Raw genomic sequence first — 15756 nt, forward strand, 5'->3', positions numbered from 1 at the left:
CCACATGAGGACCTCTTCCCGGCGATTTGCGCGCACCGCCCTGCTCGCATTTGCAATGACCGGCCTGCTCGGCGCGCCCGCGCGCGCCGATGGCGAAGCCAGGCTGCTGGCGCCGAGCGGCACGTTGCGTGTCGGCATCTATCCGGGCAGCCCGACCTCGATGGTGACGGATGCAGCCGGCAAGCCGCATGGCCTCGCCTACGATCTCGGCGGCGAGCTGGCCAAACGGCTCGGCGTTGCCGTCGACTATGTCAGGTTTCAGCGCGTCGCCGACATCGTCACCGCGATCCGTGACGGCCAGGTCGACTTCACCGTGACCAACGCCACGCCGGCCCGCGCCAACGAGGTCAGCTTCAGCCAGCCCGTGCTGGCAATCGAGCTCGGCTATCTCGTCCCGGCGAACTCGCCGATCGGCAGGATCGAGGACATCGACAGACCGGGTGTGAAGATCGGCGTCACCAAGGGCTCGACCTCGGAACGGACATTGCCGGCGAAGTTCAGGAGCGCGACCATCGTTCCCGCCGAAAGCGTCAAGGTCGCCATCGCGATGTTCGGCCGCGGCGAGATCGACCTCTACGCCACCAACAAACCGACGCTGTTCGAGATGTCCGACCAGATGCCGGGCGCGAAAATCCTCGACGGCAATTGGGGCGCCGAGCATATGGCCATCGCGATCCCCAAGGGGCGCGAGGACGCCCTTCCCCTGCTCAACCGCTTCGTGACGGACGAGCAGTCGTCCGGCGCGCTGGACACGATCCAGCAGCAGGCTGGCCTGCGCGGCGCGTCCAAGGCGACGCGCGAGTAGCTCGCGGACTGGGGTGAGGTGTCCTCCCGCCCTGCCCAATACAGTATTCCCTCAATGCAACCGTCCCCGGATTGCGCTAATTTGCGTCGATCATGACTCGCCGAACCGGCAGCGCCGATCTTCCCCTTCACACCGGCCGGGTTCCACCCTGGCTCGCCACCCGCATGTCGTCGCTGGGCGCGATCGTCACGCAGGCGATCGTACTTCACTACGGCCGCGACGCCTTCCTCCAGCGGCTCTCGCATCCGTTCTGGTTCCAGTCGTTCGGCGCCGTGATGGGAATGGACTGGCACTCCTCCGGCATAACCACCTCCGTGATCGGCGCCCTGAAGCGCGGGCTCGGACCGCTCCAGGATGAGCTCGGCATCTATGTCTGCGGCGGCCGCGGCCAGCATTCGCGCAAGACGCCTGACGAGCTGTTGCAGCTGGGCGATCGCGTCGGCTTCGACGGCGCAAAACTCACGCGCGCCAGCCGCCTGGTGGCAAAAGTCGACAGCGCGGCTGTGCAGGATGGTTTTGATCTCTATCTCCACGGCTTCTTCGTCACCGCCGACGGCAAGTGGACCGTGGTGCAGCAGGGCATGAATGGCGACAAGCGCCAGGCCCGCCGCTATCACTGGCATTCCGAGGCGCTGAAGAGTTTTGTCGACACGCCGCACAGCGCGATCGACGGCCCGCAGCAGGGCGAGATCGTCAATCTCACCGATCACCGCGCCGATGTCTCGCGCGCCGCGCAGCTCGAACTGTTGAGCGGCCTCGGCCCCGATCGCATCCTCACTGAATTCGAGCGGCTCACCGGCACTGCGCCCGAGCCGGCGCAGGCGATGCTGCCGCATCTGATCATGCCCGCGCATCATGATGTCAGGCCCAAGGACGTGTTCGCACGCCGCCTGCACGGCACGCTGGCCGCCGCGGCCGAACGCGGCCCGGTCGATTTTCCGGAATTGCTGCTGACGCCCGGCGTCGGCGCGCGCACCGTGCGCTCGCTGGCGATGGTCGCCGAGGTCGTGCATGGCGCGCCTTATCGCTTCAACGATCCCGCGCGCTTCTCGCTCGCCCATGGCGGCAAGGACCGGCATCCCTACCCCGTCCCGATCAAGGTCTATGACGAGACCATCCGCGTGCTGAAGGGCGCGATCCAGAACGCCAAGCTCGGACGCGAAGAGGAGATGCAGGCGATCAGGCGGCTCGACGACCAGGCGCGGCGGCTGGAGCGGACTGCCAGCGGTCCGTCGGTCGAGGCCTACATCGCCGGAGAGCGTGAAGCCTCGCCCGATCTCGACGGCCGATCCGTGTTCGGCTGGGAGCGCGATGTCGTGGCGTCACGGAAATCGACGGGCTGACTGTCCACCGCGACGACCGGCAACTCCGCGATGGCACGCATGCCCGGCCGCTTGCGCCAGTGAATCTGCGCGGGATCGACGGCGAGACCGAGCTTCGGCCATCGCGCAAACAGCGCCTCCAGCGCACAGGCCGCCTCGATCCGTGCGAGCTGATGGCCGAGACAGAAGTGAATTCCCGTTCCGAACGAGATGTGGCGGTTCGGCTTGCGCGCGAGGTCGGGCCGCTCGGGCTGGTCATGCACCGCCGGATCCATGTTCGCCGCGGCGAGCATGACCATGACGCGATCGCCCTTTTTCAGCGGCACGCCCGCAAGCTCGATATCCCGCCGCACATAGCGCGGCTTGGAAAACTGCACCGGTGACACGAAGCGCAAAAACTCCTCGACAGCGAGCCCGACGCGGCTCCGGTCTTGCTCCAGCCAATCGCGCAAGCCCGGATTTCTGAGGAGCTCGTAGACCGAGCCGCTGATCAGATGCGTCGTGGTCTCCGATCCTGCCGCAAGCAGCAGGAACACCATCGACACCATTTCGTCCGGCGTGATCTGGCCGCCCTCACGCTCGACCTGAACCAGCTCGGCAATCAGGCCCTCGCCGCCCTGCACGCGCGCGACCTGCAACTGCCGTTCGAGATAGGCGCGCATCTTGCGAAACGCGAGCAGCAGGCGGAAGAAGCTGACGACATTCGTCAGCGACGACATCTTGTTGGCCCAGGCGATGAATCGCGGACGATCGGCCGCAGGCAGGCCCAGCAATTCGCAGATCACCGACACCGGCAGGATGCGGGCGTAACGCTGGACGAGGTCGGCGGGGCCGCCATCGGCAAACAGGTCGTTCGCCAGGCCGTCGGCGATGGCGCGAATGCGTGGCTCCATCGCCACGATCGCGCGGCGGCGAAAAGCCTCGTCCACGATGCCGCGCAGCCTCGTGTGATCAGGCTCGTCCATCGTCAGCATGTTGTTGGCGATGGTGGTGACCAGTTTTGGCATCCACCAGCGCAGGCCAGCGACTTTGCCGTCCCCCTTGCGCAGCGTGAAGGTGGTGCCGTCCTTCAGGACCTGCGCCGTGGCGTCATGGGTCGTGGTGACCCAGACATCGCCGACCAGAGGAAATCGCGTCGCGATCACGGGGCCGGACGCGCGCAGCGCCGCGATCGCCTTGGGCGGATCGCGGAAAAAGGCCTCGCTGGTGAAATCGAGGCGCGGTGTCATGGGATCACCGTATTGGTTGGTGGCGCCTCAACCAGATGGTGTGTACGCGGCGACGCGCAAGGGCCGGAACCGCGCGAGAAGAAGCGAGCCTATCCGCGCCCCGGCGAGCGTTGGCCGGTCTTGCGCTGCTGATTGGTGTAGGCGTCCCAATGGCTCCAGCTACCGTTGGCGAGGCTTTGCAGATCGGTGCCGAGGGGGCGGCGCGTGCGCTTGTCGTGATCGGCGATGACGCGCTCGGATAGCGAGATCTTGCGCTTGAGTTCCGCAATCGTCTTCTGGGTCTCCCCATTCCGTTTCGAAGACGCGATCTCGCCCATCGTGAAGCGCGCGGTCTCCAGCGCCTTCAACTCGGCGCGGTTCTTCTTCAACTGGACCCGGTGCCAGGCGATGTTGCTGTCGCTGTCCGCAACCATGTGGGAACTCCGCTGATTCGCTCCCACAGTGTATCGCGCACGGAATCGGCGCCGCAACGCCCGCCGAACGGCGAAAATACGGTCTTATTGCGCGAAAAATCCGCGATCAGCGCTCGGCAAAGGCCTTTTCGACCACGAATTGGGCCGGCTCGCCGTGATTGCCCTCAATGAGGCCACGCTCGCCCAGCAGCACGCGGGTATCAGCGACCAATGCCGGGCTGCCGCAGATCATGACCCGGTCATGGGCGGCTTCCAGCGGCGGCAGGCCGATATCGGCGAACAGCTTGCCGGACGTGATGAGGTCGGTGATGCGGCCGCGGTTGCGGAAGGGATCGCGGGTCACGGTCGGATAATAGATCAGCTGATCGCGGATGTACTCGCCGATCAGTTCGTCCTTTGGCAGCGTCTCGGTGATCATCTCGCCATAGGCGAGCTCCTTCACATGCCGGCAGCCGTGCAGCAGCACGACCTTCTCGAACCGCTCATAGGTCTCGGGGTCCTTGATCACGCTCAGGAACGGCGCGAGGCCCGTGCCGGTGCCGATGAGGTAGAGGTTGCGGCCCTCTTCGAGATTGTCGATCACCAGCGTGCCGGTGGCCTTGCGGCTGACGATGATCTCGTCGCCTTCCTTCAGATGCTGGAGGCGCGAGGTCAGCGGACCGTCCGGCACCTTGATCGAGAAGAACTCCAGCGTGTCCTCGTAATTGGCGCTGGCGACGCTGTAGGCCCGCAACAGCGGCTTCTCGCCGACCTTGAGCCCGATCATGGTGAATTCGCCGTTGCGGAAACGGAAGGTCGGGCTGCGGGTGGTCTTGAAAGAGAACAGCGTGTCGGTCCAGTGGTGGACGCTCAAAACGCTTTCCTGATTGAAATTGCTCATCTCACCTTCCCTGTCGCTTCCAATGCGGTTCCGAGGCGGGCAGCTATGCGTCGTTTGTACACGATCATTCGTGTACTAATGAATAATCCTGCTTGCTCCCGGGGTCAAGGCTGCCCAAGATCGCGAGCGTTGCAGTTAGGAACAAGGAGCCCCTTCCATGGCGCATGACGCACCCCAGGCCACCGGACCCTCGAAGCTCGTGATCCGGAATATCGGCCTGATCCTGTCCGGCGCCCTGGAAAAGCCGATCCTGGACGGCGACACCATCATCGCCGAGAACGGCAAGATCACTGCGATCGGCCGCTTCAAGGACCTCAACACCGAAGGCGCGACCACCATCGTCGAGGCCAACGGCACCACGGTCGCGCCCGGCCTGATCGACAGCCACGTCCACCCTGTGGCGGGCGACTGGACGCCGCGCCAGAACCAGATCGGCTGGATCGACAGCAATTTGCATGGCGGCGTCACCACGATGATCTCCGCCGGCGAGGTTCACATGCCCGGCCGCCCGCGCGACGTCGTCGGGCTGAAGGCGATGGCGATCTTCGCGCAGCGCGCATTCTGGAATCTGCGCCCGGGCGGCGTGAAGGTTCACGCCGGCGCGCCGGTGATCGAATGCGAGATGGTCGAGGAGGATTTCAAGGAGTTGGCCGCCGCCGGCGTCAAGCTGCTCGGCGAGGTCGGCCTCGGCGGCGTCAAGGACGGCCCAACGGCGCGCAAGATGGTCGGCTGGGCCCGCAAATACGGTATCCAGAGCACGATCCACACCGGCGGCCCCTCGATCCCAGGCTCCGGCCTGATCGACAAGGACGTGGTGCTGGAGGCCGACACCGACGTGGTCGGCCACATCAATGGCGGCCACACCGCGCTTCCCGACGACCAGATCCGCTGCATCTGCGAGGGCTGCAAGCGCGGCCTCGAGATCGTTCACAACGGCAATGAGCGCTCGGCCCTGTTCACGCTGCGCATCGCGCGCGAAATGAACGATCTGCACAGGGTGATCCTCGGCACCGACGCGCCGGCCGGCTCCGGCGTGCAGCCGCTCGGCATTCTGCGCATGGTCTCGATGCTGTCCTCGCTCGGTGACCTCCCGGCCGAGATCGCGTTCTGCCTTGCGACCGGCAACACCGCGCGAATGCGTCAGCTCGATTGCGGCCTGATCGAGGTCGGCCGCTCCGCCGATTTCGTCATCATGGACAAGGCCCAGCACTCGCCCGGCAAGACCATCCTGGAGAGCGTCCAGCTCGGCGACCTCCCCGKCATCGGCATGACCATCATCGACGGCATCGTGCGCACCCAGCGCAGCCGTAACACGCCGCCGGCCGGCCGGGTGCCGGACGTGGTGGCGAAGTGACGCAGCCGGAGCAGCTCGCCGCTCGGCATCGCCCCTCGAAGGCATTGAACAAGTCTGCTGCCTGCCGCGTCTAACGCAGGCAGCCCTCGGCGGCGGCAGTTCATTGCTGGACCATCGAGGGAGACATGAAAAGTTCGCTGCGGATTGCCGCCGGCATCGCCGGTGCGGCGGCAGGCTTCATCGCCACGATCGGGCTGCTCGAGCTGACCGGCTTCGGCGATCGTGCAGACCCGATCACGACGGGGCTGGTCGCCCTGTTCGCCATCGCCCCCATCGGCGCAGTGATCGGCCTGGTGCTCGCCACCAAGCTGGCGACACCCAAGGACGACAATAGCGGCGGCCTCGCACGCAACAGCCTGAAGTCACTCGGCGTCGTCGTCCTGCTCTGCCTCGCCGCCGGTGTCACTTACGCCGTCTACGCGTATACGACCGCCACGCCCTGGCTCAATCCGAACGCCAGCAATCCACTGCTCGTGTTCGAGGTTCGCTTTCCGGCCGGCGTCGTGGTGCCGGCGTCACCGCAGGGCATCGCAATCGAATTGCAGACCGACCTCAACACCATGCCGGGTGAAGTGACCCCCTCCGCCTTCTATCGTGATGGCGACCAACCCGTCATCGCAGGCGAAGTCGAGCTTGCCTTTAGAACCTCGCACCGGCAGCTCGCCGTCAACATCCAGGGCCAGCCGAGCCGGATCTATCCGATCGACTTGACGGCCCGGGCGCCGCATACGCCGGAATTCGGCACGTGGCGGCGGCTCGCCGATGGCAGCGAAATCCGCTACCGCGCCAAATGGCCGGGGAAGACGTAAGGGATCAGCGCTTCTTTGCGATCTCACAGCGCACGTAGGTCTGGCGCTTGGCCTGGCCGACCGGGCCATTCTCGATCACCAGCCGGCCATCCGCCGCAACCGAAACCCGGGGATTGGAGCGAAACTTTTCGCCCTCGCCTTCGCAGGCAAGCCGCATCTTCCAGCTTTGCTTGCCGTCTGCGGTGATCTCGCTGGCGCGGCAGCGCGTCTCGTACCAATAGAGGCGGTTGCCGCCTTCGATGCTCATCCGGTTGGCGCTGTCCTGATCGCGGCAATCCTTTTTGGTCGACGCCCAGAAGCCCTCATAGGGCTGCGACGCCCAGGCAGGGGCGCATTCGCCCGCCAGCGCCGCACCAAGGCTCAAAACCATTGCAAACCGCGTCGCCGCTCTCATATCGGAAGACCTCGACAAACCCTTCATCGAGGTTAGTCGCCAGTCCCCGCAGCTTGTTCAACTGCCGTAGGGTGGGCAAAGCGTAAGCGTGCCCACCGTTCTTCGCCAAGCCACAGAGATGGTGGGCACGGCGCTTACACGCCTTTGCCCACCCTACGGCACCTTGCTCACCGCAGCTTGTTCAACAGCGCCATCAGCATCTCGCGCTCCCTGGCGTCGAGCGGCGCAAGCGTTTCCCTGGTGATCGCGAGCGCACTCGGCGCGACCTTCTCCGCAAGCTGCTGACCGGCGCGCGTCAGGCTGACCAGAAGCCGCCGTCCGTCCTCGGGATCCTGGCTGGTCTCGGTCAGGCCTCGTGCGGTCAGGCGATCGATCACGCCCTTGATGGTCGCGACATCCATCGCCGTCAGCCGCCCGAGCTGGTTCTGCGAGCATGGCCCGGTCTCGGCCAGCTTCGATAATGCCGCCCACTGCGTGGGCGTGAGATTGGTGCCGATGTCGCGCGAAAAGATCGAGCTGTGGCGCTGCCAGACCTGACGCAGGATGAAGCCGACCTGCTCGTCGAGCACGTAAGATGATTTTGCCGGTTTGACGCTTTTCTTCGCCGCAACGCTTCTCGCCATCCGCTCCCCGCCCCTCACAACGACAGATGCGCGTCGCGGACATCCGGACGCGCGTCGAGCTCGGCCATGGTGCCGCCGAAGCAGATGCGGCCACGCTCGATGATATAGGCGCGATCGGAGATCAGCCGCGCAAAGTGCAAATTCTGCTCGGACACGACGATGCTGACGCCTTCCTTCTTCATGGTCAGGATGGCATCGACCATCTGCTCCACGATCTTCGGCGACAGGCCTTCCGAGGGCTCGTCCAGCAGCACCAGCGACGGATTGCCCATCAGCGTGCGCGCGATGGTGAGCATCTGCTGCTCGCCACCGCTCATGCGGCCGCCCGGTCGGTTCTTCATCTCACCCAAATTTGGAAACAGCGCGAACAGCTTTTCGCGGGTCCAGTGCGGGGCGTTCGGACGCTTCGGCTGCCGGCCGACCTCGAGATTCTCCTCCACCGTCAAATCAGTGAAGATGCGCCGCTCCTCGGGCACGTAACCAAGCCCGTCGCGCACGATCTCATGCGTCGGGCGCGCCGAGACATCCTTGCCCTCGAACATGATGCGCCCCGAGCGCTGGGCAACGAGCCCGACGATCGAACGGAAGGTCGTCGACTTGCCGGCGCCGTTGCGGCCGAGCAACGCCACCACCTCGCCCTCGCCGACCTCGAAACCGATGTCGAACAGGATATGCGCCGGGCCGTAATGGCTGTTGAGGTCTTGCACCGTGAGCTTCATGCGGAGGCTCCATGCCCGGCATCGTAAAGCAGGCCCTCGCCGAGATAGACGGCCTGCACCTGCGGATTGCCGCGCACCTCGGCCGGCGAGCCTTCGGCGATCAGCGTGCCGCGGTTGAGTACGATAATGCGGTCGGCATGTTCGAACACCACGTCCATGTCGTGCTCGGTGAAGAGCACGCCGATCGATTTTTCCCGCGCGATCTGCGCGGTCAGCCGCATCAGGTCGACGCGCTCGCGCGGCGCCATGCCGGCGGTCGGCTCGTCCATCAGCAGCAGCTTGGGCTCGTTGGCAAGCGCCACCGCAAGCTCGAGCCGCTTGAGGTCGCCATAGGCGAGCTCGCCGCAAGGACGATCGGCGTAGCCGCCCATGCCGACGAGCTCGAGCAGCCGGCCCGCCTCTCCGCGGTCGAAATTCGGGGCCGAGCCGAAGAGATTGAACAGCTGCTTGCCGTGCGAGATCAGCGCGACCTGCACGTTCTCGCGCACGGTCATCGTCGCGAAGGTCGCGGTGATCTGGAAGGTGCGCCCGACACCGAGCCGCCAGATCTCGCGCGGCTTCTTGCCGGTGGTCTCCTCGCCGAGCAGACGGACATGGCCGGTATCAGGCTTGTTCTGGCCGTTGAGCATGTCGAAGCAGGTGCTCTTGCCGGCGCCGTTCGGACCGATCAGGGCCAAAATTTCGCCTGATCGCAGCGAGAACGAGACGCCGCGCACGGCGTGGATGCCGCCATAGGATTTGGACAGGCCTTCAACCGCGAGAAGTGGGGGTGCGACGCTCATTCGACGGACTCGATCGGCTTGGCAAGCAAGGGAGATCCCGGCGGCGATGTCTTCCTGCGCCGCTGCGCCAGCATCTCCAGCGTGCCGACGATGCCCTTGGGGAAGACGACGACGATCAGCACGATGAAGCCACCGAGCACAAGTTTTGACAGGTCGGTCTGGCTGACCAGCCAGATGTTGAGCGCCTTGTAGACGATAGCGCCGATCACCGCGCCCGACACCGTCTCGACGCCGCCGAGCAGCACCATGACGAGTGCGTCGACCGACAGCGAGATCCCGAGATTGTCGGGGAAGACGCTGCCCTTGAGGTAGGCAAACAGCGCGCCACCGATGCCGGCGGTCGTGCCTGCGATCACGAACGCCGTCCACTGGATGCGCTTGGCATTAATGCCGACCGCCTCGCTGCGCAGAGGCGAGTCGCGCGTGGCCCTGAGTGCGTAGCCGAACGGCGAGAATACCATGGCCCGAAGCGCGACCGTCACGAGTGCCGCAACGCCGAGCGCCAACCAATAGAAATGCCCCGGGCTCGCCGCCCAGCTTGACGGCCAGACGCCGAGTATGCCGTTGTCGCCGCCCGTTACACTCACCCACTGGAACGCGATCGACCAGACGATCTGCGCAAACGCAAGCGTCAGCATCGCGAAATAGACGCCGGAAAGCTGCACCGCGAAGAAACCGAACACGGCAGCGCCCATGCAGCCCAGCAGCGGCCCGAGCAGCAGGCACACGACCATCGGCAGCCCGGCCATCTTGGCGAGGAAGGCGACGCCGTAGGCGCCGAGACCAAAATAAGCGGCATGCCCGAAGGACGCGAGCCCACCGACCGACATCAGGAAATGCAGGCTGACGGCGAAGATCACGAAGATCGCAATCTCCGAACCGACTGTGAGAACATAATTGCCGGCGAACAGCGGCAACGTCGCCGCGATGACGAGCGCGGCGAGCGCCGCGAGCCGCTCGTTCGACGTCAGCGGCCGCCAGGGATTGACGGTGAGGCCCGGTGTCTTGCGCGCGGCCGCCTCGGGCTTGCCGAACAGGCCCCAAGGCCGGACGATCAGCACCACCGCCATCACCAGGAAGACCAGGATGATGGAGATCTTCGGGAAGATCAGGATGCCGAAGGCGTTGAGCTCGGAAACCAGCACCGCCGCAACGAAGGCGCCGACGATGCTGCCGAGGCCGCCGATCACGACCACGACGAAGACCTCGACGATGATACGCAGATCCATGGCGTGATGCACGGCATCGCGCGGGATCTGGAGCGCGCCGCCGAGTGCGGCGAGGAAGACGCCGACCGCAAACACGGATGTGAACAGCCATTTCTGGTTGACGCCGAGCGCTGCGACCATGTCGCGGTCCTGCGTCGCCGCGCGCACCAGCACGCCCCAGCGCGTGCGCTGGAACAGCAGCCAGAGAATGCCGAGTACGACCGGGCTGAGCACGATCAGGAACAAATCGTAGCTCGGGATGTTCTGGCCGAAGAAATCGATGGCGCCCTTGAAGCCCGGCGCGCGGCGGCCGACGAGATCGTCGGGGCCCCAGATCAGCACGACGAGATCCTCGACCATCAAGGTCAGGCCGAAGGTCGCAAGCAGCTGGAACAGCTCGGGGGCATGATAGATGCGGCGCAGCAGCACCATCTCGACGATGACGCCGATCAAGGCCACGGCAAACGCGGCGATGACGATCGCGCCCCAGAAGCCGAACGCTCCCGAAAGCCGCTCGGTGAGCGTGAAGGCGATGTAGGCGCCGATCATGTAGAAGGCGCCATGCGCGAAATTCACGATCCGCGTCACGCCGAAGATGATCGACAGGCCCGAGGCCACCAGAAACAGCGACGCTGCGCTGGCGAGACCGGTCAGAAACTGTACGACATAAAAGGCCATCGGCGGTCCGGGTTAAGAATAAGTCTCAGTATGGGGCTTCATCCTTCGAGACGGTGCTACGCGCCTCCTCAGGATGAGGTCCGGGACCCTCATGGTGAGGAGCGCGGCAACGCCGCGCGTCTCGAACCATGAGGCCCCGGTCTCTCTTCGCATCAATCCTTCGGACGCAGCTTATCGACTTCGGCGTCGCTCGGCAGATAGTCCGAGCCCTTCTTGTAAGAAGAATCCACCATCACGCCCTTGCCGTCCTTCAGCGCGGTCTTGCCGACATAGGCCCCGAGCGTCGACTGGTGATCGATCTTGCGGAAGGTGATCTCGCCGAACGGCGACGGCATCGACAGCCCCTCCGCCGCGGCGATCAGTTTCTCCGGATCGGTCGAGCCGGCCTTCGCAAGGATCGCAGCGGCCGCCTTGATGGTCTGGTAACCGACGATCGAGCCCAGGCGCGGATAATCGTTGTACTTGGCCTGGTAGGCCTTCAGGAACGCGTCATGCTCGGGCGTCTTGATCGAGTACCAGGGATAGCCGGTGACGATCCAGCCCTCCGGCGTCTCGTCCTTGAGCGGATCGAGATATTCGGGCTCGCCGGTCAGGAACGAGACGACCTCGCGCCCCTTGAACAGGCCGCGGGTGTTGCCTTCACGCACGAGCTTCACGAGGTCGGCGCCGAAGGTGACGTTGAGGATCGCTTCGGGATTGGCTGCGGCAACCGCCTGCACCACCGGACCCGCGTCGATCTTGCCCTGCGGCGGCCACTGCTCATCGACCCACTGGATATCAGGACGCTTCTCCGACATCAGCTTCTTGAACACCGCAACCGCCGACTGGCCATACTCATAGTTCGGCGCGATCGTCGCCCAGCGCTTGGCCGGCAGCTTGCTGGCTGCTTCCACCAGCATCGCCGCCTGCATGTAGTTGGAGGGGCGCAGACGGAAGGTGTACTTGTTGCCCTTGGACCAGGTGATGGCATCCGTCAGCGGCTCGGCCGCGAGGAAGAACACCTTCTTCTGGTTGGCGAAGTCGCTGACGGCGAGACCGATGTTCGACAGGAACGTACCCGTCAGCATCGCAACCCCCTCGCTGGAGACGAGCTCGTTGGCCGCGGTCTGCGCATCCGCCGGCTTGCCGCCGTCGTCCTTGGAGACGACGACGAGCTTCTTGCCGTTGATGCCGCCGGCCGCGTTGACCTGTTCGACTGCGAGCTGCCAGCCCTTGCGATAGGGCTCGGTGAACGCCGGCAACAGCGAGTAGCTGTTGATCTCGCCGATCTTGATCTCCTGCGCCACGGCCGAATGAACCATGCCGCCCGCCAGCAGCGCGAAGGCCGCGCCCACAAAAGTGTTTCTCGCTCGCATCCCAACCTCCAGTTTTGAACTCTCTACGTCTTCAGCGTGATCTTGTCGGAGAAGCCATGCCCGCCTCCCCGGTTCAAACTCTATTTCAAACCGTCTTCACCCTTCACTTCCGCAACCGTCAGCCCGCCGACGCGCGGCAAGGGACGGCCGCTATCGGTGACGGCGACCGCGACCATGATCTCGTTGGCGCGCGGGGCGTCGTTGATCTGCACCTCCATGCCGTCGAAATGGCTGCGCACGAAGGCGGCGTCCTTGTGACCAAGCGGAATGTCCAGCGTCGTGCCAGGGCCGCTGCGCTTCTTCGACGACGGGATCAGCGCCGCGCCTTTGCTCAGAACCTTGCGCACCGGAGCGCCCATCTTCGGATGCAGGATAGCCGCCGCATGCTCCAGCTCGCCGTTCTCACCGACCGCCGCGGCCTTGCCGTAGCTCTGCGCCTTCGCGCCATCGATGCCCAGCGCCGCCACCGCGCGCTTCGCCAGGAGATCGCCGAGCTCCTCGCCGATGGCGATCAGCGGCGACAGATCCTCGACATATTTGCCGGCAAAGGGGTTCTCGATCACGGCAATCGCCGCGGCGCGCCGCGTCGGCGGCGAGACCTGGCGACCCATTTCCATCTGCGTCTCTTCGACGACGGTGACGATCTTGCGGATGATCGCGCTCATGTTTCGCTTCCCTGTTCAGACATAGACCGCGTTCTCCAGCATGCGCGGGCGCGTTCGTTGCTCTTCCATATCCCTGGTTCCGATGACAAGCATATCACCACAAAGCTGCAACACGGCACCCTCGATCAATCCGCGATCGAACAATTGCCGTGCACATTCCGCGCCAGATTCCAGTGCGGCCGCGACCTCGTTCTGCGACAATTCACCGACATCGCGGGTGACGAGACGCGCGCCGAGATCGCTGTCGGGCTGAAGCTCGTTCGCAGGCTTTCTGATGATGCCGGGATGCCCGGGCAGATCGACGGCATTGGCGATGACCGTCGCGGCCGCATCGGCCTGCGATGCGGTGGCAGCCAGCACCGTGACCGCGTCGGCAATGCCGAGCGAAAAGCTGCGGCCGTGACGCCCGCTGGTCGCGATGCCGCGCACGGGATCACCTGAGTAGACCCTCATCTTGCGCAGCACGCCGTCACGATCAGGCCGATCCATCAAGCCGACCGAAAAATGCTCGCCCTCGCCGAGATGCAGCGCGATATCGCCGCCATTGTTGACATAGGCCTGATCGAGCGCCGCAGCGCCCAGCATGGCGCCAAGAATCTCCTCTGCCACGCTGCCGGCAACCGCGGCCATCGGCGTAATGAAGCAATCGGAAGCATAGGGTGCGACAGCAGCGTGCATCCGACGCGCCACCACGCCCTTCAGCGAAGTCTGCTTCTCAGCAGCCGTCCGCAGTTCCGGCAATTCCGCACAGAGTTCGTCGAGCAGTCCGGTGAATCGCCGCGCCGCTGCCTCATAGGCCGCACGCACTGCGTCCGCGCGCCCCCTCGCCTCCACGATCAGATCAATCGGTCCATCCTGCAAATGCAGCCGCCGGCCACCAGACAGCAATGCGATTTGCGGGAGCCTGGTCATGCCCGGCGTCCCGGAATCGGGTTCTGCCAGGGCAACTGGCGAACATCTTCGCCGTTCTGCACTTCGGAGAGCGGTTTGACGTAATCCATGTGCCCGCCGAGCGCGGCGTAGTCCGACAGCTTCATCGTGAACTCGATCGGTGCGACCAGCGCCGGCGTCGGCACATAACCGAATGCGCCCGAAGGCATCTGTGTCACGTCGACCATGTAGGTGATGCCGCCGCCCGGCCAGACATAAACAGGCGCGCCGCCGCTGGTGACGCGCGTCAAAGCGTCCTTGACTGAGCGCGTCAGCCGCACCGGATTGTCGGTGACGCCCGCACGCAGCGAGCCGCCGGCACCGGCCATGAACAGCACCGTGCACAGCGCCGGCTCGCAATTCTCCTGGATGCGCTCGACCGAGAACTTCAGGTCATCAGGCATCTCGGTCTCGACCGGCTTCAGGGCTTCGTCGAGCACATAATAAGACGAGTGCTCGCCGGTCGTGGAGACCATCAGCATGGAGAGACCAGGCTTGGCTTCCTTGGCGTCGAACGGCCCGAGAATCGCCAGCGGATCGGAAATGTTGGTGCCGCCCCACCCCGTGCCGGGATCGGCGACCTGGAAATAGCGACCGGGCGTCGAGCGCCGGCCCTTCATCTTGATGCCGGTGTCGGCGATGTCGAGCAGCTTGCCGGCCTGGTGCTCCGAGAGCACGCCGGTGATGTGGTCGTCGACGACGACGACCTCGTCGACCTTGCCGTGCCATTGCTTGGCGAACATGCCGATCGTCGCCGAGCCGCAGCCGACACGCATGCGCTCCTCTTTCATGCCGTTGACGATCGGCGGCTGGCCGGCCTGCACCACCACGCTGGCGCCGCCGTCGATGGTCAGCTCGACCGCCTTGCAATTGGCGAGATCCATCAGCGTGTCACAGGTGACGCGGCCCTCTTTCTTGGAGCCGCCGGTGAGATGATGCACGCCGCCGAGCGACAGCATCTGCGAACCGTATTCGCTTGTCGTGACGTGGCCGACCGCCTCGCCCTGCGCGCGAACGGTCGCGGTTTCCGGGCCGAGATAGCGGTCGGTGTCGATCTTCACCTTGATGCCGCAATAGGAGAAGATGCCCTCGGTGACGACAGTCACCATATCGACGCCATCGATCTCGGACGAGACGATGAACGGCGCCGGCTTGTAGTCGGGATAGGTCGTGCCCGCGCCGATCGCCGTCACAAAGGTTGAGGGCTCGTGGACGATCTTGCCGTCCCAATCTTCGGTGCGGCTGAACGGAACGAGCTTGCCGCCATGCGAGACGGTGCGTTCCAGGATCACGTGCGGGTCGACGCGGACCAGCTTGCCGTCGTGGTTGGCATAGCGGTCGCAGGCGCCCGCCGCGCCCGGCTTGATGTAGCACATCACCGGACAGGCATCGCAACGGATCTTGTCGATGGCGGCGCTCGTCGTTTCAGTCACCATGTGCAAAGCCAGCCGACTGCGGTTATCATTCGTATACGAACGATGTTGCGCGCCCTCCCTAAGGCTGTCAAGCGGCGGTGCGGCGCAAAAGATGCGGCTGCCGCATAAAACCCCATTTGCCTATCCGCTCTGTCCACAAAGAAGGCAGTCGCGC

16 protein-coding genes are annotated in these 15756 nt (G+C 64.9%); 4 read left to right on the forward strand and 12 right to left on the reverse strand.

From position 1 onward, the window contains the following. Positions 1-4: 4 nt before the first annotated feature. Together AB4Z51_RS11020 and AB4Z51_RS11025 are read left to right on the forward strand one after the other, a co-directional pair. Positions 5-805, forward strand: coding sequence for an ABC transporter substrate-binding protein (locus AB4Z51_RS11020; protein ID WP_441268330.1), 801 nt, complete (start codon positions 5-7; stop codon positions 803-805). 92 nt (positions 806-897) lie between these two features. Continuing rightward, positions 898-2148: a DUF763 domain-containing protein gene (locus AB4Z51_RS11025; RefSeq protein ID WP_441268331.1), complete on the forward strand. Its 1251-nt coding sequence runs from the start codon at positions 898-900 to the stop codon at positions 2146-2148. On the opposite strand, the gene AB4Z51_RS11030 is transcribed toward AB4Z51_RS11025, so the two are convergent. The 3 genes from AB4Z51_RS11030 to AB4Z51_RS11040 form a co-directional block, all read right to left on the reverse strand. Further along, the gene (locus AB4Z51_RS11030) at positions 2049-3356 is read right to left on the reverse strand and encodes a cytochrome P450 family protein (RefSeq protein WP_441268332.1); all 1308 of its coding nucleotides are present in this window, start codon (positions 3354-3356) and stop codon (positions 2049-2051) included. The two genes, AB4Z51_RS11025 and AB4Z51_RS11030, sit on opposite strands and share 100 nt — an antisense overlap. Positions 3357-3445: 89 nt before the next feature. Next, complete coding sequence (locus tag AB4Z51_RS11035; RefSeq protein ID WP_166352348.1) at positions 3446-3769, reverse strand: hypothetical protein; 324 nt, start codon at positions 3767-3769, stop codon at positions 3446-3448. Positions 3770-3875: 106 nt separating this feature from the next. Then, complete coding sequence (locus AB4Z51_RS11040; RefSeq protein ID WP_063983946.1) at positions 3876-4649, reverse strand: ferredoxin--NADP reductase; 774 nt, start codon at positions 4647-4649, stop codon at positions 3876-3878. 157 nt (positions 4650-4806) lie between these two features. Between AB4Z51_RS11040 and AB4Z51_RS11045 the strand changes: the two genes are divergently transcribed. Both AB4Z51_RS11045 and AB4Z51_RS11050 read left to right on the forward strand, forming a co-directional pair. Continuing rightward, complete coding sequence (locus AB4Z51_RS11045) at positions 4807-6003, forward strand: amidohydrolase family protein (RefSeq protein WP_441497404.1); 1197 nt, start codon at positions 4807-4809, stop codon at positions 6001-6003. Positions 6004-6128: 125 nt separating this feature from the next. Further along, positions 6129-6812: a hypothetical protein gene (locus tag AB4Z51_RS11050; protein ID WP_441268334.1), complete on the forward strand. Its 684-nt coding sequence runs from the start codon at positions 6129-6131 to the stop codon at positions 6810-6812. Between the two features lie 4 nt (positions 6813-6816). On the opposite strand, the gene AB4Z51_RS11055 is transcribed toward AB4Z51_RS11050, so the two are convergent. From AB4Z51_RS11055 to AB4Z51_RS11095, 9 genes are all read right to left on the reverse strand, one after another. Continuing rightward, a complete protein-coding gene (locus AB4Z51_RS11055; protein ID WP_441268335.1) occupies positions 6817-7206 on the reverse strand; it encodes a hypothetical protein in 390 nt (129 codons plus the stop codon). 167 nt (positions 7207-7373) lie between these two features. Further along, on the reverse strand, positions 7374-7829 hold the full coding sequence (locus AB4Z51_RS11060) for a MarR family winged helix-turn-helix transcriptional regulator (RefSeq protein ID WP_063983949.1): 456 nt from the start codon (positions 7827-7829) through the stop codon (positions 7374-7376). A gap of 14 nt (positions 7830-7843) precedes the next feature. Further along, complete coding sequence (locus AB4Z51_RS11065; protein WP_085404805.1) at positions 7844-8548, reverse strand: ABC transporter ATP-binding protein; 705 nt, start codon at positions 8546-8548, stop codon at positions 7844-7846. Beyond that, complete coding sequence (locus AB4Z51_RS11070) at positions 8545-9330, reverse strand: ABC transporter ATP-binding protein (protein WP_063983951.1); 786 nt, start codon at positions 9328-9330, stop codon at positions 8545-8547. Before AB4Z51_RS11070 ends, AB4Z51_RS11065 begins: the two co-directional genes overlap by 4 nt. Then, on the reverse strand, positions 9327-11216 hold the full coding sequence (locus AB4Z51_RS11075) for an ABC transporter permease (protein WP_441268336.1): 1890 nt from the start codon (positions 11214-11216) through the stop codon (positions 9327-9329). The genes AB4Z51_RS11070 and AB4Z51_RS11075 overlap by 4 nt, the downstream gene beginning before the upstream one ends. A gap of 152 nt (positions 11217-11368) precedes the next feature. Further along, positions 11369-12571 carry an ABC transporter substrate-binding protein gene (locus AB4Z51_RS11080; protein WP_166094556.1) on the reverse strand — a complete coding sequence of 401 codons (1203 nt, stop codon included), beginning with the start codon at positions 12569-12571 and terminating at the stop codon, positions 11369-11371. An 80-nt stretch (positions 12572-12651) separates the two neighbouring features. Beyond that, positions 12652-13236 carry an amino acid synthesis family protein gene (locus tag AB4Z51_RS11085; RefSeq protein WP_085404807.1) on the reverse strand — a complete coding sequence of 195 codons (585 nt, stop codon included), beginning with the start codon at positions 13234-13236 and terminating at the stop codon, positions 12652-12654. A 15-nt stretch (positions 13237-13251) separates the two neighbouring features. Beyond that, entirely contained in the window at positions 13252-14148 is an 897-nt protein-coding gene (locus AB4Z51_RS11090; RefSeq protein WP_441268337.1) for a UPF0280 family protein, read from the reverse strand. Further along, a complete protein-coding gene (locus AB4Z51_RS11095; RefSeq protein ID WP_175618064.1) occupies positions 14145-15602 on the reverse strand; it encodes a 6-hydroxynicotinate reductase in 1458 nt (485 codons plus the stop codon). Before AB4Z51_RS11095 ends, AB4Z51_RS11090 begins: the two co-directional genes overlap by 4 nt. Positions 15603-15756: the final 154 nt, after the last annotated feature.

The sequence above is a fragment of the Bradyrhizobium sp. 2TAF36 genome, from assembly GCF_052114925.1.
Taxonomy (GTDB): domain Bacteria; phylum Pseudomonadota; class Alphaproteobacteria; order Rhizobiales; family Xanthobacteraceae; genus Bradyrhizobium; species Bradyrhizobium barranii.